This window comes from Streptomyces candidus (assembly GCF_014207445.1).
Classification (GTDB): domain Bacteria; phylum Actinomycetota; class Actinomycetes; order Streptomycetales; family Streptomycetaceae; genus Streptomyces; species Streptomyces candidus.
This window is the reverse complement of record NZ_JACHEM010000010.1, coordinates 236,718-263,284: the sequence shown is the minus strand read 5'-3', so window position 1 is coordinate 263,284 and position 26,567 is coordinate 236,718. Positions and strand designations below refer to the sequence as shown.

Here is a 26,567-nt window from a genome sequence, read left to right as displayed (position 1 = left end):
CCCCATTGCGATGTGACTCTTCACCAGCTGCTCCCACCTTCTCCCGCGCCCCGCCATGGCCCCATACTCCGAGTCGGCATCCGCCAGGACGCCCCCGTCGACGACCCGGAGGACTTGCATGCCCGACCGCCCCACCCTCGCCGCAGCCGCCGCCGGGACCTGGAAGCTCGGTGGCGAGCTGTCCGTCCGCCGTCTCGGTTACGGCACCATGCGCCTGCCGCAGATCGGGCCGGCGCTCGACACCGCCTCCGCGCCGCGCGACCGCGACCAGGCCGTCGCCCTGCTGCGCCGTGCCGTCGACCTCGGCGTCAACCACTTCGACACCGCGGCCTTCTACTTCTCCTCCGCGCACTCCGCCAACGAACTGCTCCGCGCGGCCTTCTCGCCGTACGCCGAGGACCTCGTCATCACCACGAAGGTGTGGCCGGCCCGCACCCCCGCCGGGGACTGGCGGTACGCCGAGCCCCATCAGCTCCGTGACCAGGTCGAGGAGAACCTCCGCCAACTCGGCCGCGACCACCTCGACGTCGTCAACCTGCGCGTCCCGCGCAGCAGGTCGACCGGCTCCATCGCCGAGCACTTCGGCGCCCTCGCCGAGCTGCGCGAGGCCGGGCTCGTCCGGCACCTCGGCGTCTCCAACGTCACTTCGGCCCACCTCGCGGAGGCCCGGAGCATCGCGCCGGTGGTCTGCGTGCAGAACCCGTACGGCCCGGGGGCCGCGGCCGAGGACACGGCGCTGCTGCGCAGCTGCGGCGAACAGGGCATCGCGTTCGTCCCCTTCTACGCCATCGCCGGCACGGGCCGCGAGACCGGTGCGACGGGCATCGAGGAGGAGCGGGTCCTGGCGGTCGCCCGCGCCCACGACGCCTCGCCCGCGCAGGTACGTCTGGCCTGGACCCTGCAGCAGGGGCCGCACGTGCTGGCCATCCCGGGGACGGGCGACCCCGCCCACCTGGCGGCGAACGTCGCCGCCGCCTCGCTGCGGCTCACCGCGGAGGAAAGGGCGCTGCTGGAATCGTCCGACGCCGTCCCGGCCTAGCGGGTCCCGCCGCGCCCCGGCCGGTGGTGCGGCTCGGGGCGGGCGGCGAGAACGGCCGACGGGGGTGCGGGCCGCCGGGACGGCCGACAGCGGGGCGGGGGCCGACGGGACGGCCGACCGGGGATACGGCGGCCTCCTGCCAGGTCTGTGTGCTCTGCTTCGCGTTGGCCGTCATACGGCGCAGCGACGCCACGGCCTCAGGAGCGGTTGAGGTCGTGGCGTCGCCCGTGGACCCAACTCCGGTCAGAAGCCCGGGGGTTCGACGTAGACGCCCCACTCGTCCCGCAGCACTCCGCAGATCTCGCCCAGCGTGGCCTCGGCCCGCACCGCCTCCAGCATCGGCTCGATCATGTTGGAGCCGTCGCGGGCCGCGGCCAGCATGGCGTCCAGTGAGGCCCGTACCTTGGCGTCGTCGCGGCGGGCCCTGCGCTCGGCGAGCACCCGCACCTGCTCGGTCTCGACCTCGTGGCTGACCCGCAGGATCTCCAGGTCGCCGGTGACCGAGCCGGTCGCGGTGTTCACGCCGACGACCTTCTTGTCGCCCTTCTCCAGCGCGCGCTGGTACTGGAAGGCGGACTCGGCGATCTCGCCGGTGAACCAGCCGTCCTCGATGCCGCGCAGGATGCCCGAGGTGATCGGACCGATGGGGTGCTGGTTGTCGGGGTGGGCGCGCAGGCCGCGTTCCCGGATCTGGTCGAAGATCTTCTCTGCTTCGGCCTCGATGCGGTCGGTGAGCTGCTCGACGTACCAGGAGCCGCCGAGGGGGTCGGCGACGTTGGCGACGCCGGTCTCCTCCATGAGGACCTGCTGGGTGCGCAGCGCGATCTCGGCCGCCTGCTCGCTCGGCAGGGCGAGGGTCTCGTCGAGGGCGTTGGTGTGCAGGGAGTTCGTGCCGCCGAGGACGGCGGACAGTGCCTCCACGGCCGTGCGGACGACGTTGTTGTACGGCTGCTGCGCGGTGAGCGAGACACCGGCGGTCTGGGTGTGGAAGCGGAGCCACTGCGCCTTGTCCGTCCTGGCGCCGTACACCTCCTTCATCCACCGGGCCCAGATCCGGCGCGCGGCGCGGAACTTGGCGATCTCCTCGAAGAAGTCCAGGTGCGCGTCGAAGAAGAAGGAGAGGCCGGGGGCGAAGACGTCCACGTCCAGGCCGCGGCTCAGGCCCAGCTCCACGTAGCCGAAGCCGTCGGCGAGGGTGTAGGCCAGCTCCTGTGCGGCCGTCGCCCCGGCCTCGCGGATGTGGTAGCCGGAGACGGAGAGCGGCTTGTACGCGGGGATGCCCGCCGCGCAGTGCTCCATCAGGTCGCCGATCAGACGCAGGTGCGGCTCGGGCTGGAAGAGCCACTCCTTCTGGGCGATGTACTCCTTGAAGATGTCCGTCTGGAGCGTGCCGTTGAGGAGGCCGGGGTCGACGCCCTGGCGCTCGGCGGCGACCAGGTACATGCAGAAGACGGGGACGGCCGGGCCGCTGATGGTCATGGAGGTCGTGACGTCGCCCAGGGGGATGTCCCCGAAGAGGACCTCCATGTCCGCGGCCGAGTCGATGGCGACGCCGCAGTGCCCGACCTCGCCGAGAGAGCGGGGGTCGTCGGAGTCGCGGCCCATGAGGGTGGGCATGTCGAAGGCGACGGAGAGGCCGCCGCCGCCGGCGGCGAGGATCATCTTGTAGCGCTCGTTGGTCTGCTCGGCGTTGCCGAAGCCGGCGAACTGGCGGATGGTCCAGGTCCGGCCCCGGTAGCCGGTGGCGTGCAGGCCGCGGGTGAAGGGGTACTCGCCGGGCCAGCCGATCCGCTCGAAGCCCTCGTACGTGTCGCCGGGGCGCGGCCCGTAGACCGGCTCGACCTCGTCGCCGGAGAGGGTGGTGAAGTCGGCGTCTCGCTTGCGGGCCTTGTCGTACCGGGCCTGCCAGCGCTGGCGGCCCTGTTCAATCGCGTCGGCATCCATACGGTCAATTTACTAGGACGTCCTAGTAAAAGTCGATGGACAACCGCCGTACGGTTCGGATCCGTACGGCGGCGGAGTGGGACGCGTTACGGCTTGCTCATGACCGGGCCCTCGTCCTTGACGAGCAGCTTGGCCTCGCGGGTGATCTTGGGCTCGACGAAGAAGCTGGCCACCGGGATGCAGCCGGCCGCGAGCACCCACAGGAGCTTGCCGAAGGGCCACTTCGCCTTGGTGCCGAGATCGAAGGCGAAGATCACGTAGATGATGAAGAGCACACCGTGGATCTGGGAGATCAGCATGGTGTCGCCGGTGTCGAAGCCGTACTTCAGGACGATGGCGACGGTGAACACCAGAAGCCACACGGCGGTGACGTAGGCCATCACCCGATAACGGGTCAGCACGCTCTGTTTCATGCCGTCGAGCGTAACCGGGCAGGCTGGGCGATCTTCCGGCGGGCCAGGCGTGCGCGACGGCCTGCGCGAGGCGCCCGGAAAGGGGACGGGGCCGGGTACGGGACGGGCGCTCAGGCCTCGTCGAAGTCCTTCGCCGCCACCCGCAGCGGCCTCAGCATCGCGAAGATCTCCGCACACTCCTCCGCGTCGTACACCCCGAGCCCGAACTCCATCGCCATCAGGTCCCGGGTCGCCGCCTCGACGACCTCGCGGCCCTTGTCCGTGATGGACGCGAGGGTTCCGCGCCCGTCGTTGGGGTTCGGGCGCTTGTCGACCAGGCCCGACCTGACCAGCCGGTCGACGGTGTTGGTGACCGACGTCGGGTGGACCATCAGCCGCTCCCCGATCTTCGACATCGGCAGCTCGCCCGCCTTGGAGAAGGTCAGCAGGACCAGCGCCTCGTACCGCGCGAAGGTCAGCCCGTACGGCTTGACGACGGCGTCGACCTCGGCGAGCAGGATCTGCTGGGCCCGCATGATCGAGGTGATGGCGGCCATCGACGGCACGGGGCCCCAGCGCTGCTGCCAGAGTTCGTCGGCGCGCGAGATGGGATCGAAGGGGAGGCTGAGCGGCTTCGGCACAGACCGACCCTACCGGTCGGTCACATGCTGGTCAGCTGCGTCTCGCGGTTCGGTACGCGGACTTCCGTGCGTCCCGGGCGGTCGGACATGTCGCTCACCGCCGGGTCGTAGCCCTGTGCGAACTGTGCGTTATGTCAGGATTGGGCGGTTCCGTGTCTGCGCGGCACCAGGGTCCGTTTCCGCCGTGAGCAGTCGTCACTCGTCCCGAGGAGGCTGGATGTCCGGCCGAAGGTTGTCCCGTAAGGCCCACTGCGCGGTGGCCGCGCTCCTGGTGGCCGGCGTCGCCGCGTGCTCGTCGCCGGACACCCCGGCCCCCGCCGAGGAGACCGTCTCCGCACCGTCGGCCCCGGCCCCGGCCCCGGCCTCGCCGTTCTGGGTGGATCCCGACTCCAGCGCAGCCCGGCAGGTCAGGGCGTGGACCGCCCAGGGGCGTACCGAGGACGCGAACACGCTCCGGAAGATCGCCGACCGGCCCGTCGCCAACTGGCCCGCCGGGGACGATCCCGTGCCGGACGTACGGCGCGTCACGGCGGAGGCGGCGAAGGAGGGGCGCACGGTCGTCCTCGTCGCGTACAACATCCCGCACCGCGATTGCGGGCAGCACAGCGCGGGCGGGGCACCGGACGGGAACGCGTACCGGGCGTGGCTGGACTCCTTCGCGCAGGCGATCGGGAACGCCTCCGCCACCGTCGTCCTCGAACCGGACGCCGTCCCGCACATCGTCGACGGCTGCACCCCGCCCGAGCACCACGACGAGCGGACCCAGCTGCTCGCGCAGGCAGTCGAGCGACTGAAGCGGCAGCCGAGGACGAAGGTGTACATCGACGCGGGGAATCCGGCGTGGATCGACGACCCGGGCAAGCTGGTCGGCCCGCTGACGCGGTCCGGCATCGCGCGGGCCGACGGATTCTCGCTGAACGTGTCGAACTTCCAGCGGAACGACGTGGTGAAGGCGTACGGGGCGCAGCTGTCCGGGCTGCTCGGAGGCGCGCACTACCTCGTCGACACGAGCCGGAACGGAGCGGGCCCGCTGCCCGGGGCCCGCGCGGACGCCTGGTGCAATCCGACCGGACGGGCGCTGGGGACCCCGCCCACCGACAGGACCGGCGACCCGCTGCTCGACGCCTACCTGTGGATCAAGCGCCCCGGCGACTCGGACGGCGAGTGCCGGGGCGGCCCCACGGCCGGAACGTGGTGGCCGGACTACGCGCTGGGGCTGGCGCGCAGGTCCTCCTGACGGGTGGCCAGCCGACCCGGGTCTGCCGGGTCCCGCTGTCCGCGAGCCACCGGGGCCAGACCGGTCCCGGTGGCCTGCGATCCCGCGACCGGGCCCCTCGGGCCCGCTGGGCGGCGGCTACTTGACCTGGATCCACTTGGCCTCGGACGGGACTCCGTCCCTGTCCGTGACGAAAAGCATGTACCAGCCGGCCGGGACCAGCGTCCGGTCGGCGGGCACGGTGACCGTCACGCCGTTCCTGTCCTTCTTCAGGACCAGTTCGACCGAGCGCTGCTCGACGTCGGTGGTGTGGGTGACGGCGCTGGGACGCATGAGGCGCGCCTTGACGATGCGGTCGGCGTCCTTGGTCCGGTACGAGGCCCGGGAGGACTGGAACGCGTCGGGGCCCTTCTCCAGGACCGGACGGGCCCTGCCCTTCTCCAGGTAGGGCGGGGTGAAGATCTCCACGCGCTGCTCGAAGGCGCCGAGCTTGGTGTTGTCCTCGTCGCCGTAGAGCGGGTCGGAGCCGAAGGTGGCGATCCGGCCGTCGGGCAGCAGGAGCGCCTCGGAGTGGTAGTTGCGGCCGACGGTGGGTTCGGCCGCGTCCCGGAACGCGTTCGCCTTCGGGTCGTAGAACTGGGCCGTCAGGATGTCGCTGCCGCTCCGGCCCCGGTAGTCGCGGGAGCCGCCGCTGGTGAAGACGGTGTCGTCGGGCAGCAGGACGGAGGACAGGTAGCGGGTCCCCTGGGTGAGCGGCGGGCCGGACGTGAAGGCGGGGTTGTCGGCCTTCAGGTCGGCGATGGCGGTGCGGGCCGTGGCCTTCTCGGACTCGCCGACCCCGCCGCCGCCGAGCACCATCACCTTCTGGTCCTGGGCGGGCGGCAGCAGGACGGACGCGGAGGTCTCCAGCTGGTCGGGGTCGGCCAGGCCGCCGACCTTGGTGAAGGCGTTGGTCTTCACGTCCCACAGGCCGGGGACGCGGCCCTTCTCGGCCGGTCCGTAGCCCGCGTTGGAGCCGGAGTAGAAGAGTTTGCCGCCCTTGGTGAGGAAGAGCGCCGGGTAGGTGGGGAAGTAACGGAAGGGGCCCTTGCTCCACTTCTTGGTCTTCGGGTCGTAGATCTCGTTGTCGCCGGGGACGACGTCGCCGACGTCGTTGAGGCCCGATGCGGCGAGCACCCTGCCGTCTTCGAGGGTGGCGAGCGTCGGATACCAGCGGGCGTCCTTCATGGGTTGTACGGGGACGTACTTCTCGGCCACGGGGTCGAACTCGTACGCCGCCTTGATGCCCTGGAAGTCCTGCTTCTCGGTGGTGATCCGCTGCGCGAGGCCGTAGACGTTGTCGGCGTCCTTCTCCGGCAGGCCCACGATCTCGTACTGGGCCGCCTGGGTGGTGAGCGCCCCCGGGCCCTCCTTCACGGCCTCGACGAACACGCGCGACTCCGCGGCCGTGACCTTGGTCTCCCAGGGCTTCATCTGGCCGGACGAGAAGTAACCGACCTTGAACTCGCGCTTGGCGCGGGGGACGGTGACGTCGAACTTGGACACGTACTCCACCCCGGAGGGCGACCGGAAGCGGGTGCCCTTCTTCAGGGTGACGGCCCTGTCGGGGTTCTCGTTCTTGACCCGCATGCCGCCGCCCGCCCGCGACACCTTGCCGTCCAGCACCTCGTACCGGGCGGTGCCGCCGGCCACCAGGAGCTGCCCGTCGGGGAGCTGGGCGTGCCCGGCGCAGAAGAAGTCCTCCGGGGTGGGGATCTTCTTGAAGGTGTTCTTCTTCGGGTCCCACAGGACGGTGTCGAAGGTGCCGGAGTCGAACTTCTTCTGGTCGTTGCCGGAGCCCGCGATGAGGAGCACCTTGCCGGTGCGGAGGAGGGCGGCGTGGATCGCGTTCACCTTGTACTCGCCGGGGACGTCGAGTTCGGTCCAGGAACCGAACTCCGCCTTGTAGCCGGGCTGGGCGATCTTGTAGGCGTGGTACTTCTCCTCCGCGAAGTCCAGGGCGGCCGGGGCGTTGAGACCCACGAGGAGGACGACGGCGCCGCCGCCGAGGAGGCTGTTCTTCAGCTTCTTGGGCTTCTTCGCGCTGCTCGCCGCCGCGCCGTTCGGGGCGGCGGGGCCGGCCGGCCCGTTCTGCCCCTTCTTCGGCCTGCTGGTCGGGCGGTCTGCCATGTCACTTCCCTCCGGTGGTGGTGGCTCCGACGGCGGCCGGTGAGCCGGTGGCGGTCGGCGCGGTGGTGGCGGCCGGTGCTGTAGTGGCGGCCGGTGCGGTGGAAGCAGCCCGTGCTGTGGTGGCGGCCGTGCCCTCCTGCTCGACCGTCGCGCAGGCCCGCGCGGGCCTCCTGTCGCGCTCGCGTCGGCGGACGGCTCCCGCTGCCGCGTCCTTCCTGCTGTCGCGCTCGGCGTACCTGCTGCACAGCCAGACCGTCACCGGGGCGAGCGTGATGACCAGCGCCAGTACGGCCCAGGTGCGCATCGCGGCGTGCGTGTTCCCGTACTGGACGGACGCCCACAGGGACGCGACCAGGATCGCCGCCCAGAAGAAGTGGATGCGGAACGTCAGCAGCCGGTCGGGGCTGACCTCGCCGCCCTTGGGGGTCACCACGAACTTGCCTCGGCTGCCGACGACCGCCGCGCCCAGCGACTTCAGGTAGATCGGTGCGCAGATCGCGGACATCGCCATGCCGGCCAGGCCGCCGGAGCCCTCGGGCTCGTGCGGCGAGACGTTGTGGCGGCGGTTCCACAGGTAGAGGCCGATCTGCAGGGCGACGGCGTCGCTGTAGAGCATCAGCCAGACCGAGGTGGAGACCTGGGTGCCGGACGCGCCGAACCACAGGAACAGCACGCAGCTCAGAATGCCCAGAAGCCAGTTGACGGCGGTCATGGGGTAGTAGAGGAGCATCAGGCCGTAGTTGAGGAGCCGCCCCGGCGGAACCCGGAAGGGCGCCTTCCACAACTGCTTGAACACCGTCTCGTAGGTGCCCCTGGACCAGCGCATCTGCTGGGTGAAGAAGTCCGTCCAGGACGACGGCCCCTCCCCCACCGCGAGGACGTCGGGGGTGTAGACGGAGCGCCAGAAGTGGCCCGTGCGCGGGTTCTTGCGGCGGTGGATCTCGAAGCCGGTCGCCATGTCCTCGGTGATCGAGTCGTACAGTCCGCCGACCTGGGTCAGCGCGCTGACCCGCACCACGTTGTTCGTACCGACGAACATGGGCGCGCGGTAGCGGTTCCCGGCGCGCTGGATCAGGGCGTGGAAGAGGTACTGCTGCGACTCGGCGGCCTTGGTGACGGCGGCCCGGTAGTTGCCGTACACCTGCGGCCCGACCACGAACGCGATGTCCGGGTCACGGAAGTAACCCAGCATCCGCTCCAGGTAGTTGGGCAGCGGGACGTGATCGGTGTCGACGGACGCGAAGTAGTCGTAGTCCTTGCCGTGCATGGCCAGCCAGGCGTTGTAGTTGCCGTGCTTGGTCTTCGCGCGGTGCGGGCCCTTCTGCTGGTTCCAGTCGGGGACGCCCTTGCGGGTGAAGTGCTTCACCCCCAGTTCGGCGCAGAGTGCCTTCGCCTGGGCGTCGTCGCCCTCGTCGAGGAGCCAGACGTCGAACCGCCCGCGGTGACGGACCTTGACCGCGCCTTCGAGCGTGGCGCGGACCATGGCGAGGGGTTCCTTGCCGGGGACGTACGTCGTCAGGAACGCGACGCGGGTTCCCTTGCGGGCGCGCACCGGGACCGGGTCGCGGGCGACCATCGTGGCGTGCGCGATGGACGCCACGTTCATGAACATGAAGAACATGATCAGAGCGATGGAGCCCAGCATCACGTGGTCGGCGCGGACCAGCCAGGGGTCGGCGTTCTCCCGCTCGGTCCAGTGGGACGGCCACACCAGGTACGCCAGCAGGACCAGCGAGAGGAGCGGCGCGAGCGTCATGAGAAGGACGGCCCGTATTCGGTGGGGCTCCTTCGAGAGCAGACTCGTGTACTGGACCGTGTAGGCACCCTTCCCCGGGTCCGTCAGCGGCCCGGCGAGACGGCTGTGCTTCTCGTAGTCGTAGCCCTCCGGCAACACGCGGCCTCCAAGCTGATCTTGTGAGGCCCATACCCCACGAAAGCCACGAAACGTCAGATATGAGGTCGTGTCGACTCGGGGCGTCCGATGGAGCTACCGCGCCGGGTCGCGTGACGGGATGCGCCGGTCCGACGGGGTGTGGCCGCGTTTCGCCTTGCGCAGCCCCAGCCTGACGGCGTGCTGGGCCACCGGGCCCAGGTCCTCCAGTACGCCGACGAGCCCGGCGAGCTGCTCCAGCGCGTCCAAGGCGCTCGCGGCGCCGACCTCGTCCACGCCCTCGTACAGTTCCAGGCCGATGAAGGCGGCGGCCACCGCGCGGGCGAGGCCCGCCGGGTCGGTGAACTCGGCGATCGGGCTGTGCTCCAGGACCCGGCCGAGCACCTTCTCGATCTCCTCGATCCACAGGTCGAGGCCGGCCGCGGTCGCCGGGGCCAGCCGGGGCTGGGTCTGCGCGCCGGCGAGGAGCTGGCCGAGGAAGGCGACGTGGCCGCCGCGCTTCTCCTCCTCGTGCATGACCCGGCCGAATTCGAGGAGTTCGGCGAGGGTGGTGATCGCGGCGAGGCGCAGCCGGTAGTGGGCGACGCGCTGCTCGGCGCCGTACCGGCAGGCGGCGGCGAGAAGTTCGTCGACCGATCCGAAGTGGTAGAAGACGAGCGCCTGATTGACGCCGGCGGCGGTCGCGATGCTGCGCGCCGACGTCTTGGCGATGCCCTGCTCGGAGAGCGTCCGCAACGCTCCTGCCAGCAGTTTCTCCCTGGTCTCCGTCGCGCTCATGCGCGGGCCTCCTCGCGGATCGGGCGCAGCCCCGGCCGGATGCCGTGCGCTGTCGCGTCCCGGAAGGCGGCCCGGAAGGACCCTTCGTAGCCGAAGAGCGGGCCGAACCGCCGGTTGGTCACCCTGACACGGATCCGGAAGCGCCCTGTCCACTCGTCGTAGGACTCCCTGACCTCGGCGTCGCCGCCGATCAGGTGCGGGACGCGGACGTCGACGGGGCCCTCGCGGAAGCGGTGCTCACCGGAGCGGATCACCAGGCCGCCGTGCGGGTCGGCGGCGAAGTGGAGGTCGCTGGCGAGGTGCTGGTGGGTGCCGAGGTAGTCGAGGACGCAGTCGCGCTCCGGGCTGTGGATCATGGTGGCGTCGAAGCGGCGGGGCCCGCCGCGGAAGTGGAAGGTCCGCACGAAGGTGACGGTCTCGCGGCCGTAGGAGTCGGTGTACGGGACGTTCTCGATGACGAAGGGCACGTGCCGTCCGGCCTCCGGCACCAGGATGTGGCGCTTCGCCCCGAGCCGGAGGAACGGCCGCACGAACCCGGGCCCGTGCCATATCCGGTCCATCACCCCCCGCCCCACGCACGCCTCCCCGCTGTCCAGGCCGACGGAGAAGCGGCGCTGGAGCATGGGGTGCAGCCGGCCGAAGGCGTCGTCGCCCATGGCGGTGCGGAAGACGGAGGCGTGACGGGCGGGACTCATCGGGGCTCCAGGGTGGCGAGGATCGAGGGCGTACGGGGCGGGGCGGACGTGGTGCGCAGACAGCGGCGCGCGGCCGGCGTGCCGGGCAGCGGCGGCAGCAGGACGGCCGCCGCGAGGAGCACCGCCGCGAGGACGGGGGCGCCACCGGCGAGCGCGTCCACGTGGACGGCGAGCGCGGGCCCGCTGCCCGCCAGTACGACCGCGAGGACGGCGACCGCGGTACGCGCGGCCAGCTCGCCCACCGCCCGCCCCAGCAGTCGCGCCGGGCTCGTCCCCCGCTCCAGCCACAGCCGCAGCCGGTCGAAGGACCAGGCGGTCGCCCACCCCATGAGCGGCCGGAACACGAACCGGTCGGCGACCGCCCCGAAGCGGCCCCAGCGCGTCCGGTAGTCGTATCCGGTGGCGAAGCGGATCCCGTCGGCCGTCGGCACGTACCGCCAGTAGCCGCTGCCCTGCGCGAGGAGGGAGAGCGGGTGCGCGGAGGCGAACCGCAGGGCGGAGGTGCGGGTGCCGTCGGGCCGGTGGCGCTCGCCCGCACTGATCCCGGTGCCGGAGACGGTGACGAACGGCAGTACCCGGGTCGCGTACCGGAAGTGCTGCGGCTCGTCGGGCGAGGGGCGCGGCAGGAAGTCGATCTCGGTGAACCGCAGGTCCCAGCGCTGGTGCTGGGCGGGCTCCTGGGTGCGTTGCCAGAGGAGTTCCTGGTCGGCGCGGATCAGCACCTCCACGTACAGCGGCTTCGCCTGCTTCATGGCCACACCCCGGATATCGGCTTCTTTGAGCGACTGCTCAAATGGAAGGTACGCGTTTTTGAGCGACTGCTCAACCCCGGGTACGAGAAAACCCCTGGCCCGCTGACCAGGGGTTGTTCGGCAGACGGCGCGTCAGGAGGACAAATACCGCTCCACCGTCTCGACCTTGGACGTCAGCCCGTCGGTGACGGACGGCCTGATGTCCGCCTTCATCACGACGGACACCCGCGGCGCCCGCGCCTCGACGGCGGCCACGGCGCGCTTGACGACGGCCATGACGTCGTCCCACTCACCCTCGACGGAGGTGAACATGGCGTCCGTACGGTGCGGCAGCCCCGACTCGCGCACCACGCGGACCGCGTCCGCCACGTACTCGCCGACGTCCTCGCCCACGCCCAGCGGTGTCACGGAGAAGGCGAGGATCATGCGGTGACCGTGCCTTCCTTGCGGGCGCGGGCGGCGATCACGGCGTTCTCGGCCTCGTCCTTGAGCCGGCGCTCCGCGAAGAAGCCGCCGGTGGGCAGCACCGACATCACGAAGTAGAAGGCGGCCGTCTTCAGTGACCACTTGGTGCGGTTCCAGGCGTCCGCCCAGAAGAGCACGTACAGCACGAAGAGCAGGCCGTGGACCGCGCCCATCACCGGCACCGCGTTGAAGTCCGTGGTGCGCTTGAGGACCGAGCAGACGAGCAGCAGCAGGAAGGAGACCGCCTCGGGGGCGGAGACCAGGCGGAGTCGGCGGAGGGCGGAAGCGGTCTTGAGATCCACGGAAGGGCAACCTTCGTCGTCGGGAGCGAACAGCAGCGGCGGCGATCTTGTGAACGTATGCACAAGCGTCCCGGACATTGTGGCATCCGGCTTTGCCAACCCTTGGCTCAGGGTCCGGTCGGGGTCGGGCTCCTCCCGAAGGCCCTGGCAGCCGTGGCGCGCGCCCGATACCGTCGGGCCTGTGGCTCAGTTCCGACTCCAAGGCAGCAAGGTGCTCGCCGTCGACATGACCGGGGACGCCGTCAAGGCGAAAAACGGCTCCATGGTGGCGTACGACGGCGAGATCGCCTTCAAGAAGATGTCCGGCGGCGGTGACGGCGTGCGGGGCATGGTGACCCGCCGGCTCACCGGCGAACAGATGACGGTGATGGAGGCGAAGGGGCACGGCACGTGCTTCTTCGCCGACCGCGCCAGCGAGATCAACCTGGTGAACCTCACCGGTGACAAGCTCTACGTCGAGTCCAGCAACCTGCTGTGCACCGACGCCGGGCTGCGCACCGGCACGTCGTTCACCGGGCTGCGCGGCGGGGCGACCGGCAACGGTCTGTTCACCACCACCGTGGAGGGGCACGGCCAGGCCGCCATCCTCTCCGACGGCCAGGCCGTCGTGCTGCGGGTGACTCCGCAGTACCCGCTCCAGGTGGACCCGGGCGCGTACATCGCGCACCTCGGCAACCTCAACCAGTCCTTCCAGTCCGGGGTGAACTTCCGCACCCTCATGGGCGAGGGCTCCGGGGAGGCCTTCCAGATCCGCTTCGAGGGCGACGGTCTGGTGTACGTCCAGCCCAGCGAGCGCAACACCGTCGGGGGCGACGTCTGATGCCGTTCCGCGAGATCAACTCCCGGATGGTCGAGGCGCGGATCGCACCCGGCCAGAAGATGTACAGCCAGCGCGGCGCGATGCTCGCGTACCGGGGCGAGGTGTCCTTCACCCCGAACATCAGCGGCGGTCAGGGCGGCGTCATGTCGATGATCGGCCGCCGGGTGGCCAACGAGTCCACCCCCCTCATGACGGTCGAGGGCAGCGGCACGGTGATGTTCGGGCACGGCGGCCACCACATCCAGGTGATCAACCTCGCCGGGGACACCCTGTACGTGGAGGCCGACCGCCTCCTCGCCTTCGACGGCACCCTCCAGCAGGGCACGATGTTCATGGGCTCGCAGGGCGGGGTGATGGGCATGGTGCGCGGCCAGGTCACCGGGCAGGGCCTCTTCACGACGACCCTGAAGGGTCAGGGCGCGGTCGCGGTCATGGCGCACGGCGGCGTGATCGAGCTGCCGATCACCCCGCAGCGCCCGGTCCACGTGGACCCGCAGGCGTACGTGGCCCACCACGGCGACGTGCGCAACAAGCTGTCGACGGCACTGGGCTGGCGCGACATGGTGGGACGCGGCTCGGGCGAGGCGTTCCAGCTGGAGCTGTCCGGCAGCGGCACGGTGTTCGTACAGGCCTCGGAGGAGAAGCTGTGAGTACCCCTACGGCCGGCGGGCCCACCGTGTTCGACCCGCACACGCTGCCCGCGGACGACAACGTCAACGCGTACACCTTCTGCGTGGAGCTCAAGGGGAGCCAGTGGTTCCTCCAGAAGGGCAAGATGATCGCCTATTACGGGCAGATCGAGTTCAACGGCATCGGGCACGGCCGTTTCGACCGGCTGATGCGCACGTCCTTCCACTCGCCGCTGCACGCGAGCGACTGGGTGGTGGCCGAGGGCAGCGGCAAGATGCTGCTCGCGGACCGCGCCTTCGACGTGAACTCCTTCGACCTGGAGGAGGGGAACCTGACCATCCGGGCGGGCAACCTCCTCGCGTACCAGCCGACCCTCGCACTCAAGCAGTCGATCGTGCCGGGCTTCCTGACCCTGATCGGCACGGGCAAGTTCGTGGCCGCCTCCAACGGGCCGGTCGTCTTCATGGAACCGCCGATCCGCGTCGACCCGCAGGCACTGGTGGGCTGGGCCGACTGCCCCTCCCCCTGCCACCACTACGACCACGGGTACATGGCAGGGGTCCTGGGCGGGCTGCGCGCGATGACCGGCGTCGGCGGGGCCTCCGGCGAGGAGCACCAGTTCGAGTTCGTCGGGGCCGGTACGGTACTGCTCCAGTCGACCGAGCGGCTGATGGCCGAGCAGGCGGTCGGTGCGGTCGGCGGCGGCGCCGGGCAGAACGCCGGGGTGCCGGGCGGCGGCGGGCACGGCGGCTCCCAGGGGTCCGTACCCCGCATGCCGGGCCAACTCGGGGACCTCCAGCGGCGCTTCGGACTGTGAGCGGTAGTCTGCGGAGTGTGATGCGACGGCCGGGCTGTTGCGAGTGCCTCGCATCACACTCCCGGACTCCCCCTTTTGTCCAGCATTCAACTTCTTAGGTAGAATCCCACCATGCCCTCCATGGACAGCTCCTCCGATGAGAATGCCGCCACCCCCTGGCTCAGCGACGCCGAGCAGTGCGCCTGGCGCACCTACCTGGACGCCAGCAAGCTGCTGATGCACCAGCTGGAGAAGGACCTCCAACCGTTCGGGCTGACGAACAACGACTACGAGATCCTCGTCAACCTCTCCGAGTCCGCCGAGAAGCGGATGCGGATGAGCGACCTGGCCTCCGCCACCCTCCAGTCCAAGAGCCGCCTCTCGCACCAGATCACCCGGATGGAGACCGCGGGCCTGGTCCGCCGCGAGAACTGCGAGTCGGACCGTCGCGGCCTGTACGCCGTCCTCACCGACCAGGGCTGCGAGGTGATGCAGAAGGTCGCCCCGCACCACGTGACCTCCGTGCGGCGGCACTTCATCGACATGATGTCGGCGGACGAACTCCTGCACCTGCGCACCGTGCTGGGCCCCATCACCGACGAACTGCGCGGCCGCCGCGGCAAGGCCTAGGCCGAAACGGCTCCGTGGCCGAAACGGCTCCGTCGCGGCAGGACGCGACGGACGCGGCGGTGGTGCCGTGCCGCGGGCGGTCTTCGGAGCCGCCGGACGGGCTGGAGGCAGCTCGGTGCGGCAGGGCGCGGGCGTCAGGCGAGCGGCAGCACGAGGGTGAACACCGCTCCCCCGCCCGCCGCCCGGCCCGCCGTGAGGGTGCCCCCGTGCCGGTGCGCCACGTCCCGGGCGATGGCGAGGCCCAGCCCCGCCCCGCCGTCGTCCCGGCTGCGCGCGTCGTCGAGCCGGACGAACCTCTCGAAGATCCGCTCCCGTTGGGCCTGCGGGACCCCCGCCCCGTCGTCGGCGACCTCCAGGACTGCCCGGCCGCCCTCCTCGCGCAGCGCCACCGTGACCGAACTCTCCGCATGGCGTTGTGCGTTGTCGAGCAGGTTGCCCAGCAGCCGGGCCAGCTGACCGCGCGATCCGGTGACGTGCACCGCCTCCGCGGGCTCCGCCACCACGGGCACCCCTCCGGCACCCTCCCGCCGGCCGGCTTCCGACCGGACGAGGGCGGCCAGGTCCACCCGCGCGGTTCCGGGCTTCTCCCCCGCGTCCAGCCGGGCCAGCAACAGCAGATCGGCCGCGAGGTCCTGGAGCCGCACGGTGTCCTGCACGGCGCCCTCCAGGTCCAGCAACTCCGGGTGCGCGGAGGCCACTTCGAGCTGGGTGCGGAGCGACGCGATGGGGCTGCGCAGCTCGTGCGAGGCGTCCGCGACGAAGCGCCGCTGGCGCTCGACGGAGGCCTCCAGGGCGGCCAGGGTCTCGTTGGTGGTGACGGCGAGCCGGTCCACCTCGTCACGGGTGCCGGGAACGGGAACCCGGCGGGACAGGTCCTCGGAAGCGGTGATCGTCGCCATCTGCCGCCGGATGCCCTCCACGGGAAGCAGCGCGCGCCGGGTGACCAGCCACGTCACCCCGCCCACGACCACCAGGAGCACCGGCAGCCCCAGCAGCATCGCGGACCGGACGGTGCCCACGGCGTCCTTCTCGTCGGTGAGCGGCACCCCCGCGTACACGGTGACCGTGGCCCCGGAGCTGGTGGTGGCCTCGACCGCGGCGAACCGGTAGTCGGCGGTGTCGCCGTCGACGGTGGCGGTACCGGTGGTGAAGCGCGGTTCGTCGCGGGAGACCTCGCCGCGGCCGGAGTCGGCGCGCTCGCCCAGGTCGTCGCCGTCCTCGCCCGGCGGCTGTTCCCCGGGCCGCCGGTCCGGTCGCAGCTGGGTGCTCCCGGTGCCCGAGATCGCCTCCAGCTTGTCGCTCGCGACCACCAACTGCCCTTCTTCCGTCAGGACTTGCACCGGCGTGTCCTCCGGGTCGGGCAGGTCCACGCTGCCGTACGGCACACCCAGCGCGAGCTGCGAGGCGACCTCCTGGGCGGCGACCTCGGCCTGGAGATCGGTCTGGTCGGTGAGCTTCGCGCCGAGTACGAGCAGCACGGCGAGCCCCGCCGCGATCAGCGCGACGGCGACGACGGCGGTGGCCCCGAGGGCGGCCCTGGCCCGTACCGAACGCATCAGACCGCCACCAGCCGGTATCCCGCGCCCCGCACGGTCTGGATGCGTTCGGCGCCCAGCTTGCGGCGCAGTGTGGAGATGTAGACCTCGACGATGTTCGGGTCGCCGTCGTACGCGAAGTCCCAGACGTGCTCCAGCATCTCCGCCTTGCTGACGACGGCCCCGGGCCGCAGCGCGAGCTGTTCCAGCACCGCGAACTCCTTGGCGGTCAGCGGCACTTCCACCTCTCCGCGGTGGACGCGGCGGGCGGCGGTGTCGAGGGTGAGTGCGCCGACGACGAGCAGCGGGGAGGACGCCGCCGCGCTGCCCCGCCGGCGCAGCAGCGCGCGGATGCGGGCGACCAGGACGACGTACGAGAAGGGCTTGGTGAGGTAGTCGTCCGCGCCCGTGTCCAGTCCCTCCGCCTCGTCGTACTCGCCGTCCTTGGCGGTGAGCATCAGGATCGGTACGTCGTTGCCGGCGGCGCGCAGGGCCGAGCACACCCGGTAGCCGTTCATCCCCGGCAGCATGATGTCGAGGATCATCAGGTCGTACGCGTGCTCGCCCGCCAGGTGCAGCCCTTCCAGGCCGTCGTGGACCACGTCCACGGCGAAGCCCTCGGCGGTGAGCCCCTTGGCCAGGGACACCGCGAGCCGCTTCTCGTCCTCCACGATCAACAGGCGCATGGGGACAAGGGTCGCAGGGCGAACCTGAAACGGCCTTCAGGCGCTTTCAGCCGCCGTTCAGCTTCGTGGGTCCACGTTGGTGGACGTACCGAGCAGCGCACGACCTCTGGGAGGAACCCATGAAGCGCAAGACCGTCATCGCCGCCGCTGTCGCCGCCGCACTGGTCACAGGGGGTACGGCGACGGCACTCGGCCTGCCGTCCGACGACAGCGCCTCCGGGCCCGCCGCCACCGCTGTCACCGCCGCCGACGCGACCAGGGCCGCCGAGAAGGCCGCCTCGGCCGTCCCCGGCACCGTGACCGGCCTGGATCTGGAGGACGACGGCCACGAGTGGGACGTCGACGTGTTCGGCAAGGACGGCAAGTGGCACGAGGTCACCCTCGACCCGGCGGGCACGAAGGTGCTCCGGGACCACGTCGAAACCGGCCCGGACACCGACGACCGCGACCGGCACGCGCCGAAGAACGCCCCCGTCACCGTCCAGAGGGCCATGGAGGCCGCTCTCGGGGCGACGCCGGGCCGCGTCACCGAAGCCGGCCTCGAACAGGGCCGCTGGGAGATCGAGATCCAGGACGCCAGGGGTGCCGGGCACGACGTCACCGTGGACGCGAAGACGGGCCGGGCGGCCGTCGTCCCGCAGCAGCAGGACGGCGACGCGTCGGACGAGCGGGCGGACGACGCGTCGGACGAGCGGGCGGCGGACACCGCGGACGCGTCGGACGGCCGGGCGGCGGACAGCACGGACGCATCGGACACCGCGGACGCGCAGGACTCGCCCGGCGCGGACGACTGACGTCAGCCCTCCGTGACCCCCGCCACCAGCTCGTCCGCCGCCGCGTAGGGGTCCAGTTCCCCCGCCACGATCCGGGCGGCAAGAGCGTCCAGCCGCCGGTCCCCGCGCAGGTCCCCGATCCGCTCCCGCAGCGCGGTGACCGCGATCGTCTCCACCTCGTGGGAGGCGCGGGCCACCCGCCGCTCGGCCAGCACCCCCCGTTCCTCCATCCACGCCCGGTGCTTCTCCAGCGCCTCGACGACCTCGTCGACGCCCTCGCCCCGGGCGGCGACCGTCTTGACGATCGGCGGACGCCAGTCGCCGGGGCCCCGGGACTCGCCGAGCCCCAGCATGTGGTTCAGCTCGCGGACCGTGGCGTCCGCCCCGTCCCGGTCCGCCTTGTTGACGACGTACACGTCGCCGATCTCCAGGATTCCGGCCTTCGCCGCCTGGATGCCGTCGCCCATGCCGGGCGCGAGGAGGACCACCGACGTGTCCGCCTGCGAGGCGATCTCGACCTCCGACTGGCCGACGCCGACCGTCTCGACGAGGACCACGTCGAAGCCGGCCGCGTCCAGGACACGGATGGCCTGCGGGGCGGCCCAGGCGAGGCCGCCGAGATGGCCGCGGGTGGCCATCGAGCGGATGTAGACGCCCGGGTCGGACGCGTGGTCGGCCATCCGGATGCGGTCGCCGAGGAGTGCGCCGCCGGAGAAGGGCGAGGACGGGTCGACGGCGAGGACCGCGACCCGTTTGCCCGCCCGCCGGTAGGAGGCGACCAGCGCGGAGGTGGACGTCGACTTGCCGACTCCCGGGGAGCCGGTCAGGCCGACCACGTACGCGTTGCCCGCCAGCGGCGCCAGTGCCGCCATCACCTCGCGGAGCTGCGGGGACGCCCCCTCGACCAGCGAGATCAGCCGGGCCACGGCCCTGGGCCGCCCCTCCCGGGCCTGTTCCACCAGCGTGGGGACGTCCTGCATCGCTCAGCTCCGCTCGATCAACCAGACGGGAAAGGCGTACGGGGGTTACTTCCCCGGTACGCGGACGATCAGCGCGTCGCCCTGACCGCCGCCGCCGCACAGCGCCGCCGCGCCGACGCCGCCGCCGCGCCGCTTCAGCTCAAGGGCGAGGTGCAGCACGACGCGCGCGCCGGACATGCCGATGGGGTGGCCCAGGGCGATGGCGCCACCGTTGACGTTCACCTTTTCCGGGGACACGCCGAGGTCCTTCATTGACTGGACGGCGACCGCCGCGAAGGCCTCGTTGATCTCGATGAGGTCGAGGTCGTCGACGTCCATGCCCTCCTTCTTCAGGGCGTGCCGGATCGCGTTCGACGGCTGCGACTGGAGGGAGTTGTCGGGGCCCGCGACGTTGCCGTGCGCGCCGATCTCGGCGAGCCACTCCAGGCCCAGCTCCTCCGCCTTGGCCTTGCTCATGACGACCACGGCGGCCGCGCCGTCGGAGATCTGGGAGGAGGTGCCGGCCGTGATCGTGCCGTCCTTGGCGAAGGCGGGGCGCAGCTTGCCGAGGGACTCCGCGGTGGTCTCCGGGCGTACGCCCTCGTCCTTGGAGACCAGCACCGGGTCGCCCTTGCGCTGCGGGACCTCGACCGGGGTGATCTCGGCCTCGAAGATCCCGTTCTTGGCGGCGGCGGCCGCGCGCTGGTGGGAGTGGGCGGCGAACTCGTCCTGCGGGGCGCGCTCGATGCCCAGGCGGGTGTTGTGCTTCTCGGTCGACTCGCCCATCGGGATGTTGTCGAAGGAGTCGGTGAGGCCGTCGTACGCCATGGCGTCGAGCATCTCGATGGCGCCGTACTTGTGGCCCTCGCGGGACTTCGGCAGCAGGTGCGGGGCGTTGGTCATGGACTCCTGGCCGCCGGCCACCACGATGTCGAACTCGCCGGCGCGGATCAGCTGGTCGGCGAGGGCGATGGCGTCCAGCCCGGAGAGGCACACCTTGTTGACGGTGAGCGCGGGCACGTTCATCGGGATGCCGGCCTTGACGGCGGCCTGGCGGGCGGGAATCTGGCCCGCTCCGGCCGTGAGCACCTGGCCCATGATCACGTACTGGACCTGGTCGCCGCCGATGCCCGCACGCTCGACGGCCGCCTTGATCGCGAAGCCGCCGAGGTCGGCTCCGGAGAAGGACTTCAGGGATCCGAGCAGGCGGCCCATGGGAGTACGGGCGCCCGCGACGATGACGGAGGTGGTTCCGGGAGTTCCAGGCATGAAGCTCGGCCCCTAGGAGGTTGGGAGTGAACGAGGGTTTACCTGAATGTACTGACGCGGTACGCGCACGTCATCGGCCATCGGGTGTGACGGCGCGCACGTTGCGTAACCGCCCTCCCGCACGCTGCACTTGACCCATGCTGACGCGAATCGACCACATCGGAATTGCCTGCCACGACCTCGACAGGACCGTCGAGTTCTACCGCGCCACCTACGGATTCGAGGTCCACCACACCGAGGTCAACGAGGAGCAGGGTGTCCGCGAGGCCATGATCAGGGTCAACGGGGCCTCCGACGGCGGCGCCACCTACCTCCAGCTCCTGGAGCCCACCCGCCCCGACTCCGCCGTCGGCAAGTGGCTCGCGAAGAACGGCGAGGGCGTCCACCACATCGCCTTCGGAACCGCGGACGTCGACGGGGACGCGGACGACATCCGCGGAAAGGGTGTGCGAGTGCTGTACGACGAGCCCCGGATCGGCTCCATGGGTTCGCGCATCACGTTCCTGCACCCGAAGGACTGCCACGGCGTACTGACCGAACTGGTCACGTCCGCCCCGGCGCCCGCGGAGGCCTCCGAGTAGGAGCACTGACCCATCCCCGACCCGGCCGGTAGAGTGGGCCGTTCCGGGCCGGGGCCGGGATCGGGGCCTGCGAGTTGTGGCCCGCTGTTGATCTGACACCATTCCCCCGGGGGCCCGCCTGCTGACAGGGTGGGGCCGGACGGCAAGACGTACGACGGCGTACGGCGAAAAGACGTACGACGACAGTGACGTACGACAAGAGAGTCACGACGAAAACGTTGCGACCAGGGGACGGATGGGACCGCGCAGTGCGGGGCTACGAAAGCCAGGAGAGCCCTCAGCGGGCTGAATCCGACCATCTCTCGCGGTTCGAGGCCGAGATGGACCGGCTGAAGACCGAGCGGGAGAAGGCGGTCCAGCATGCCGAGGACCTCGGCTACCAGGTCGAGGTGTTGCGCGCCAAGCTCCACGAGGCGCGCCGCAACCTCGCGTCCCGTCCCGCCTACGACGCGGCGGACATCGGGTACCAGGCCGAGCAGTTGCTCCGCAACGCCCAGATCCAGGCGGACCAGCTCCGCACCGACGCCGAACGCGAGCTGCGGGACGCCCGCGCCCAGACGCAGCGCATTCTCCAGGAGCACGCCGAGCACCAGGCGCGCCTGCAGGCCGAGTTGCACCAGGAGGCGGTCACCCGCCGCCAGCGGCTCGACCAGGAACTCGCCGAACGCCGGCAGACCGTCGAGTCGCACGTCAACGAGAACGTGGCGTGGGCCGAGCAGCTCCGGGCCCGTACCGAGGCACAGGCCCGCCGGCTGATCGAGGAGTCCCGCGCCGAGGCCGAGCAGGCCCTGTCCGCCGCCCGCGCGGAGGCCACCCGGGTCGCCGAGGAGGCCCGCCAGCGGCTGGGCGCCGACGCGGAGGCCGCCCGCAGCGAGGCCGAGTCGATCCTGCTGCGCGCCCGCAAGGACGCCGAGCGCCTGCTGAACGCCGCGTCCACGCAGGCGCAGGAGGCCACCAGCCACGCCGAGCAGCTCCGGACGACCACGACCACCGAGTCCGACCGGGCCCGTAAGCAGGCCGCCGAACTGTCCCGGGCCGCCGAGGCGCGGATGCAGGAGGCGGAGACGGCGCTGCGCGAGGCGCGGCTGGAGTCGGAGAAGGTCCTCGCCGACGCGAAGGAGGCCGCCGCCAAGCAGCTGGCCGGCGCCGAGTCCGTCAACGAGCAGCGCACCCGTACGGCCAGGACGGAGATCGCCCGCCTGGTCGGCGAGGCGACGAAGGACTCCGAGGCGCTGAGGGCGGAGGCCGAGCAGGCGCTCGCCGACGCCCGCGCGGAGGCCGAGCGGATGGTCACCGAGGCCGCCGACAAGGCCCGTACCGCCGCCGCCGAGGACTCCGCCGCGCAGCTCGCCAAGGCCGCCCGGACGGCGGAGGAGGTCCTGACCAAGGCGTCCGAGGACGCCCGGGAGACCACCCGCAAGGCCGCCGAGGAGGCGGAGCGGATCCGCCGCGAGGCGGAGGCCGAGGCCGAGCGGCTGCGCGGGGACGCCGCCGAGCAGGCCGACGAGCTCAAGGGCGCCGCCAAGGACGACACCAAGGAGTACCGGGCCAAGACGGTCGAGCTCCAGGAGGAGGCCAGGCGGCTGCGCGGCGAGGCCGAACAGCTGCGCTCGGAGGCCGTCGCCGAGGGCGAGCGGATCCGTGGCGAGGCCCGGCGGGAGGCCGTCCAGCAGATCGAGGAGGCGGCCCGTACCGCCGAGGAACTGCTGACCAAGGCGCGCACGGACGCCGAGGAGCTGCGGGCGGCCGCCGGTACGGACGGCGAGCGGGTCCGCACCGAGGCCACCGAGCGGGCGAACGCCCTGCGCAGGCAGGCCGAGGAGACCCTGGAGCGCACCCGCGCCGAGGCCGAGCAGCTGCGGGCGGAGGCCGAGGAGCAGTCGGAACGTACGAAGGCGGAGGCCGAGCAGTCCGTACGGACGCTGCGCGAGGACGCCGACCGTGCCATCGCCGCGCGTCGGGCGGAGGCGGACGGGGAACTGGAGCGGCTGCGCGCCGAGGCCGAGCAGCGGCTCGCGTCGTCCGAGGAGGCGCTGGCCGGCGCCCGGGACGAGGCCGGGCGGATCCGGCGCGAGGCGGGCGAGGAGTCCGAGCGGCTGCGCGCCGAGGCCGCCGAGCGGGCCAGGCTCCTTCAGGCGCAGGCCGAGGAGGAGGCGGAGCGGGTACGCGCCGAGGCCGCGTCGGACGCCTCGCAGTCCCGTGCGGAGGGCGAAGCGGTCGCGGCGCGGCTGCGCGACGAGGCGTCCGCGGAGGCCGAGCGGCTCAAGGCGGAGGCGCAGGAGAAGGCCGACCGGGTGCGCGCGGAGGCGGCTGCCGCCGCCGAGCGGGTGTCGTCGGAGGCCGCGGAGACGCTGGCCGCCGCGCAGGAGGAGGCGGTACGGCGGCGGCGCGAGGCGTCCGAGACGCTGGAGGGTGCCCGCGCAGAGGCCGAGCAGGAGCGCGCCCAGGCACGTGAGCAGAGCGAGGAGCTGCTGGCGTCCGCGCGCAAGCGGGTCGAGGACGCGCAGGCCGAGGCGCAGCGCCTGGTGGAGGACGCGGACCGGCGGGCCTCGGAGCTGGTGTCGACGGCCGAGCAGACCGCCCAGCAGGTGCGGGACGCGGTGGCCGGGCTCCAGGAGCAGACCGAGGAGGAGATCGCGGGGCTGCGCAGTGCCGCCGAGCACGCGGCGCAGCGCACCACGGCGGAGGCCCAGGAAGAGGCGGACCGGGTCCGCGCCGACGCGCACGCCGAGCGGGAACGGGCGAGCGAGGACGCGAGCCGGCTGCGCGCCCGTACCCAGGAGGAGACGGAGGCGGCGAAGGCCCTCGCCGACCGCACGGTGGGCGACGCCATCGCCGAGGCGGAGCGGCTCAGGGCGGACTCCCAGGAACGCGCCCAGCAGCTCCGTACCGAGGCGTCCGACGCGCTGGCGGCGGCCGAGGAGGCGGCGGCGAAGTCGCGTGCGGAGGCCCGCGAGGACGCCAACCGCATCCGCAACGAGGCGGCCGCGCAGGCGGACCTGCTGATCGGCGAGGCCCGTACGGAGGCCGAGCGCATCGGTACGGAGGCCGCGGAGGTACGGACGAAGGCCGGCGAGGACGCCGCGCGCGCCCTCGCCGAGGCGACCGCCGAGGCCGAGCGCATCGCCGCGCAGGCGAACGCCACCCTCGGCACCGCCGAGCAGGACGCCCGGCGGCTGCGGACCGAGGCCGAGCAGGTCAGGGCGGACGGCGAGGCGGAGGCGGAGCGGCTGCGGGCGGCTGCCCGCGCGGACGGCGAGCAGGTGCTCGACGAGGCGCGCAAGGCGGCCGACAAACGGCGCAGTCACGCCGCGGAGCAGGCCGACAAGCTCATCCGGGAGGCGTCCGGCGAGGCGGAGAAGCTGGTGGCGGACGCCACCGCCAAGTCCGAGGAACTGCTGTCCGCGGCGACGGACGAGGCCGAGCGGCTGCGCGCGGAGGCCGCCGACACGGTGGGCTCCGCCCAGCAGGCCGCCGAGCGCATCCGCAGCGAGGCCGCCAGGCATCGCGAGGAGTCCGACGCGGCGGCCGAGCAGGTGCGCAACGAGGCGCGCGCCGAGGCGGACCGGCTGCTGGACGAGGCCCGCTCGGCCGCAGCCAAGCGGCGCGCGGACGCGGCCGAGCAGGCGGACACGCTCGTCGCGAAGGCCCAGGAGGAGGCGCTGCTGGCGGCGACCCGGGCCGAGGAGCAGGCCGACACGATGGTCGGCGCGGCCCGCAAGGAGGCCGAGCGGCTGGTCGCGGAGTCGAAGGTCGAGGGCAACTCCCTGGTGGAGCGGGCCCGTACGGACGCCGACGAACTGCTGGTCGGGGCGCGCCGGGACGCCACCGCCATAAGGGAGCGGGCGGAGGAGCTGCGGACCCGTCTGGAGAGCGAGATCGAGGAGCTGCACGAGCGTGCGCGCCGCGAGACCGCCGAGCAGATGAAGACCGCGGGCGAGCGCGTCGACAAGCTGATGAAGGCGGCCACCGACCAGCAGGCGGAGGCCGAGGCGAAGGCCAAGGCGATGGTGTCCGAGGCGAGTTCGGAGGCCGGCAAGGTCCGGATCGCGGCGGTCAAGAAGGCCGAGCAGCTGCTCAAGGAGGCCGAGCAGAAGAAGGCCGAACTCGTCCGCGAGGCGACGAAGTTGCGGGACGAGGCGAAGGCCGAGGCGGAGCGCACGGTCGCCGAGGGCAAGCGCGAGCTGGACGTCCTGGTGCGCAGGCGCGAGGACATTCAGACAGAGATCTCCCGTGTCCAGGACGTACTTGAGGCGTTGGAATCATTCGAGGCACCGTCCGGGGGCGGCAAGCCGGCCGGCGGCTCGGGTGCGGGCGGTGTCAAGGCCGGTGCGGCGGCGGGCGGAACCCGGTCGGGTGGCAAGTCTTCGGACGGGTAGGAACCGGTCGGCGATGGTCACAAGTGATCACCGTTGGTAAGGACGCGGTGGTGATTGAACTGTGATTACCGGCCATGTTTCAACCGAGTTTGACGAGGTGTTCATCCGTGCGAGTGGCAAGCGGTCTGCTGGTTAGCCACTCAAAAGAGGTGTCATTCTCCAGATCAAAACCGCATTGGCTCGATGACACGCCCATTGGGCCCCTAGGATTCCCCCTATCACCTCACCGGTCTCATTCGACAGGAACCCCATGAGCGACACTTCCGCCTCCCCCTACGGCTTCGAGCAGGTGCGACGTGGTTACGACCGCGGTCAGGTGGACGACCGCATCGCCAAGCTGCTCGCCGACCGTGACAGTGCCCTCGCCCGCATCACCTCACTGGAGAAGCGCATCGAGGAGCTCCACCTCGAAACGCAGAACGCCCAGGCGCAGGTCAACGATGCCGAGCCGTCGTACGCGGGCCTCGGCGCCCGTGTGGAGAAGATCCTCCGTCTCGCCGAGGAGGAGGCGAAGGACCTGCGTGAGGAGGCCCGTCGCGCCGCCGAGCAGCACCGCGAGCTGGCCGAGTCGGCCGCCCAGCAGGTGCGCAACGACGCCGAGTCGTTCGCCGCCGAGCGCAAGTCGAAGGCGGAGGACGAGGGCGTCCGCATCGTCGAGAAGGCCAAGGGCGACGCCAGCACGCTCCGCTCCGAGGCGCAGAAGGACGCGCAGTCGAAGCGCGAGGAGGCCGACGCGCTCTTCGAGGAGACCCGCGCCAAGGCCGCCCAGGCCGCGGCCGACTTCGAGACCAACCTGGCCAAGCGCCGCGAGCAGTCCGAGCGTGACCTGGCCTCGCGGCAGGCGAAGGCGGAGAAGCGTCTCGCGGAGATCGAGCACCGGGCGGAGCAGCTGCGCCTGGAGGCCGAGAAGCTGCGTACGGACGCGGAGCGCCGGGCACGTCAGACGGTGGAGACCGCGCAGCGCCAGGCCGAGGACATCGTGGCCGACGCCAACGCCAAGGCCGACCGGATCCGCAGCGAGTCCGAGCGCGAGCTGGCGGCGCTCACCAACCGCCGCGACTCCATCAACGCACAGCTCACCAACGTCCGCGAGATGCTGGCGACGCTGACCGGTGCGGCCGTGGCCGCCGCGGGCGCCCCGGCGGACGACGAGCCGATCTCCCGCGGGGTCCCGGCCCAGCAGTCCCGCTAGCACCACCGCCCCGTACGTCCCGTGCGGCACCGAA

Annotated in this window: 24 protein-coding genes; 10 read left to right on the top strand and 14 right to left on the bottom strand. The window is 71.7% G+C overall.

Features of this window, described 5'->3' with window-relative positions:
- The first annotated feature begins 118 nt into the window (after positions 1-118).
- Positions 119-1,039 (top strand): aldo/keto reductase, encoded by a 921-nt coding sequence (locus HNQ79_RS20445; protein ID WP_185033107.1) that lies wholly within the window; start codon positions 119-121, stop codon positions 1,037-1,039.
- A 243-nt stretch (positions 1,040-1,282) separates the two neighbouring features.
- Here the strand turns inward: HNQ79_RS20445 and icmA are convergent, their stop codons facing one another.
- From icmA to HNQ79_RS20430, 3 genes are all read right to left on the bottom strand, one after another.
- Positions 1,283-2,983: a coenzyme B12-dependent isobutyryl-CoA mutase large subunit gene (gene icmA, locus HNQ79_RS20440; protein ID WP_185033105.1), complete on the bottom strand. Its 1,701-nt coding sequence runs from the start codon at positions 2,981-2,983 to the stop codon at positions 1,283-1,285.
- Between the two features lie 86 nt (positions 2,984-3,069).
- A complete protein-coding gene (locus HNQ79_RS20435; RefSeq protein WP_185033103.1) occupies positions 3,070-3,396 on the bottom strand; it encodes a DUF3817 domain-containing protein in 327 nt (108 codons plus the stop codon).
- Between the two features lie 110 nt (positions 3,397-3,506).
- A complete protein-coding gene (locus HNQ79_RS20430; protein WP_185033101.1) occupies positions 3,507-4,016 on the bottom strand; it encodes a MarR family winged helix-turn-helix transcriptional regulator in 510 nt (169 codons plus the stop codon).
- Positions 4,017-4,233: 217 nt separating this feature from the next.
- Here HNQ79_RS20430 and HNQ79_RS20425 point away from each other — a divergent pair, with 217 nt between their 5' ends.
- A complete protein-coding gene (locus tag HNQ79_RS20425; protein ID WP_185033099.1) occupies positions 4,234-5,253 on the top strand; it encodes a glycoside hydrolase family 6 protein in 1,020 nt (339 codons plus the stop codon).
- 117 nt (positions 5,254-5,370) lie between these two features.
- Here HNQ79_RS20425 and glxA read toward each other — a convergent pair whose 3' ends face one another.
- The 7 genes from glxA to HNQ79_RS20390 form a co-directional block, all read right to left on the bottom strand.
- Entirely contained in the window at positions 5,371-7,401 is a 2,031-nt protein-coding gene (gene glxA, locus HNQ79_RS20420) for a radical copper oxidase GlxA (protein ID WP_185033097.1), read from the bottom strand.
- A 1-nt stretch (position 7,402) separates the two neighbouring features.
- Entirely contained in the window at positions 7,403-9,295 is a 1,893-nt protein-coding gene (locus HNQ79_RS20415) for a glycosyltransferase family 2 protein (RefSeq protein ID WP_185033095.1), read from the bottom strand.
- A 93-nt stretch (positions 9,296-9,388) separates the two neighbouring features.
- A complete protein-coding gene (locus HNQ79_RS20410; protein ID WP_185033093.1) occupies positions 9,389-10,069 on the bottom strand; it encodes a TetR/AcrR family transcriptional regulator in 681 nt (226 codons plus the stop codon).
- Positions 10,066-10,764, bottom strand: a complete 699-nt coding sequence (locus tag HNQ79_RS20405) for a DUF4166 domain-containing protein (protein WP_185033092.1) — start codon at positions 10,762-10,764, stop codon at positions 10,066-10,068. Before HNQ79_RS20405 ends, HNQ79_RS20410 begins: the two co-directional genes overlap by 4 nt.
- On the bottom strand, positions 10,761-11,516 hold the full coding sequence (locus tag HNQ79_RS20400; protein ID WP_185033090.1) for a hypothetical protein: 756 nt from the start codon (positions 11,514-11,516) through the stop codon (positions 10,761-10,763). Before HNQ79_RS20400 ends, HNQ79_RS20405 begins: the two co-directional genes overlap by 4 nt.
- A 132-nt stretch (positions 11,517-11,648) precedes the next feature.
- Positions 11,649-11,942, bottom strand: coding sequence for an MTH1187 family thiamine-binding protein (locus HNQ79_RS20395; RefSeq protein ID WP_185033088.1), 294 nt, complete (start codon positions 11,940-11,942; stop codon positions 11,649-11,651).
- Complete coding sequence (locus HNQ79_RS20390) at positions 11,939-12,283, bottom strand: DUF3817 domain-containing protein (protein WP_185033086.1); 345 nt, start codon at positions 12,281-12,283, stop codon at positions 11,939-11,941. The genes HNQ79_RS20395 and HNQ79_RS20390 overlap by 4 nt, the downstream gene beginning before the upstream one ends.
- A gap of 181 nt (positions 12,284-12,464) precedes the next feature.
- On the opposite strand from HNQ79_RS20390, the gene HNQ79_RS20385 reads away from it, so the two are divergent.
- From HNQ79_RS20385 to HNQ79_RS20370, 4 genes are all read left to right on the top strand, one after another.
- Complete coding sequence (locus HNQ79_RS20385; RefSeq protein ID WP_185033084.1) at positions 12,465-13,103, top strand: AIM24 family protein; 639 nt, start codon at positions 12,465-12,467, stop codon at positions 13,101-13,103.
- Entirely contained in the window at positions 13,103-13,753 is a 651-nt protein-coding gene (locus HNQ79_RS20380; RefSeq protein WP_185033082.1) for an AIM24 family protein, read from the top strand. Before HNQ79_RS20385 ends, HNQ79_RS20380 begins: the two co-directional genes overlap by 1 nt.
- On the top strand, positions 13,750-14,550 hold the full coding sequence (locus tag HNQ79_RS20375) for an AIM24 family protein (RefSeq protein WP_229923687.1): 801 nt from the start codon (positions 13,750-13,752) through the stop codon (positions 14,548-14,550). Before HNQ79_RS20380 ends, HNQ79_RS20375 begins: the two co-directional genes overlap by 4 nt.
- Positions 14,551-14,670: 120 nt before the next feature.
- Positions 14,671-15,159: a MarR family winged helix-turn-helix transcriptional regulator gene (locus HNQ79_RS20370; RefSeq protein WP_373312624.1), complete on the top strand. Its 489-nt coding sequence runs from the start codon at positions 14,671-14,673 to the stop codon at positions 15,157-15,159.
- 134 nt (positions 15,160-15,293) lie between these two features.
- Here the strand turns inward: HNQ79_RS20370 and HNQ79_RS20365 are convergent, their stop codons facing one another.
- A complete protein-coding gene (locus HNQ79_RS20365; RefSeq protein WP_185033078.1) occupies positions 15,294-16,715 on the bottom strand; it encodes a sensor histidine kinase in 1,422 nt (473 codons plus the stop codon).
- Positions 16,715-17,380 carry a response regulator transcription factor gene (locus tag HNQ79_RS20360; RefSeq protein ID WP_185033076.1) on the bottom strand — a complete coding sequence of 222 codons (666 nt, stop codon included), beginning with the start codon at positions 17,378-17,380 and terminating at the stop codon, positions 16,715-16,717. Before HNQ79_RS20360 ends, HNQ79_RS20365 begins: the two co-directional genes overlap by 1 nt.
- Before the next feature lie 119 nt (positions 17,381-17,499).
- On the opposite strand from HNQ79_RS20360, the gene HNQ79_RS20355 reads away from it, so the two are divergent.
- Positions 17,500-18,174, top strand: a complete 675-nt coding sequence (locus HNQ79_RS20355; protein ID WP_185033074.1) for a PepSY domain-containing protein — start codon at positions 17,500-17,502, stop codon at positions 18,172-18,174.
- Positions 18,175-18,176: 2 nt separating this feature from the next.
- Here the strand turns inward: HNQ79_RS20355 and meaB are convergent, their stop codons facing one another.
- Positions 18,177-19,133, bottom strand: coding sequence for a methylmalonyl Co-A mutase-associated GTPase MeaB (gene meaB, locus HNQ79_RS20350; RefSeq protein WP_185033072.1), 957 nt, complete (start codon positions 19,131-19,133; stop codon positions 18,177-18,179).
- Positions 19,134-19,178: 45 nt separating this feature from the next.
- The gene (locus HNQ79_RS20345; protein ID WP_185033070.1) at positions 19,179-20,381 is read right to left on the bottom strand and encodes an acetyl-CoA C-acetyltransferase; all 1,203 of its coding nucleotides are present in this window, start codon (positions 20,379-20,381) and stop codon (positions 19,179-19,181) included.
- 137 nt (positions 20,382-20,518) lie between these two features.
- Between HNQ79_RS20345 and mce the strand changes: the two genes are divergently transcribed.
- The 3 genes from mce to HNQ79_RS20330 all read left to right on the top strand — a co-directional run bounded on the left by mce (position 20,519) and on the right by HNQ79_RS20330 (position 26,533).
- Entirely contained in the window at positions 20,519-20,962 is a 444-nt protein-coding gene (mce, locus tag HNQ79_RS20340; RefSeq protein ID WP_185033068.1) for a methylmalonyl-CoA epimerase, read from the top strand.
- A 248-nt stretch (positions 20,963-21,210) separates the two neighbouring features.
- Positions 21,211-25,341, top strand: coding sequence for a polarized growth protein Scy (scy, locus tag HNQ79_RS20335; RefSeq protein WP_185033066.1), 4,131 nt, complete (start codon positions 21,211-21,213; stop codon positions 25,339-25,341).
- A gap of 250 nt (positions 25,342-25,591) precedes the next feature.
- Positions 25,592-26,533: a coiled-coil domain-containing protein gene (locus HNQ79_RS20330; protein WP_185033064.1), complete on the top strand. Its 942-nt coding sequence runs from the start codon at positions 25,592-25,594 to the stop codon at positions 26,531-26,533.
- The last annotated feature ends 34 nt before the right edge of the window (positions 26,534-26,567 follow it).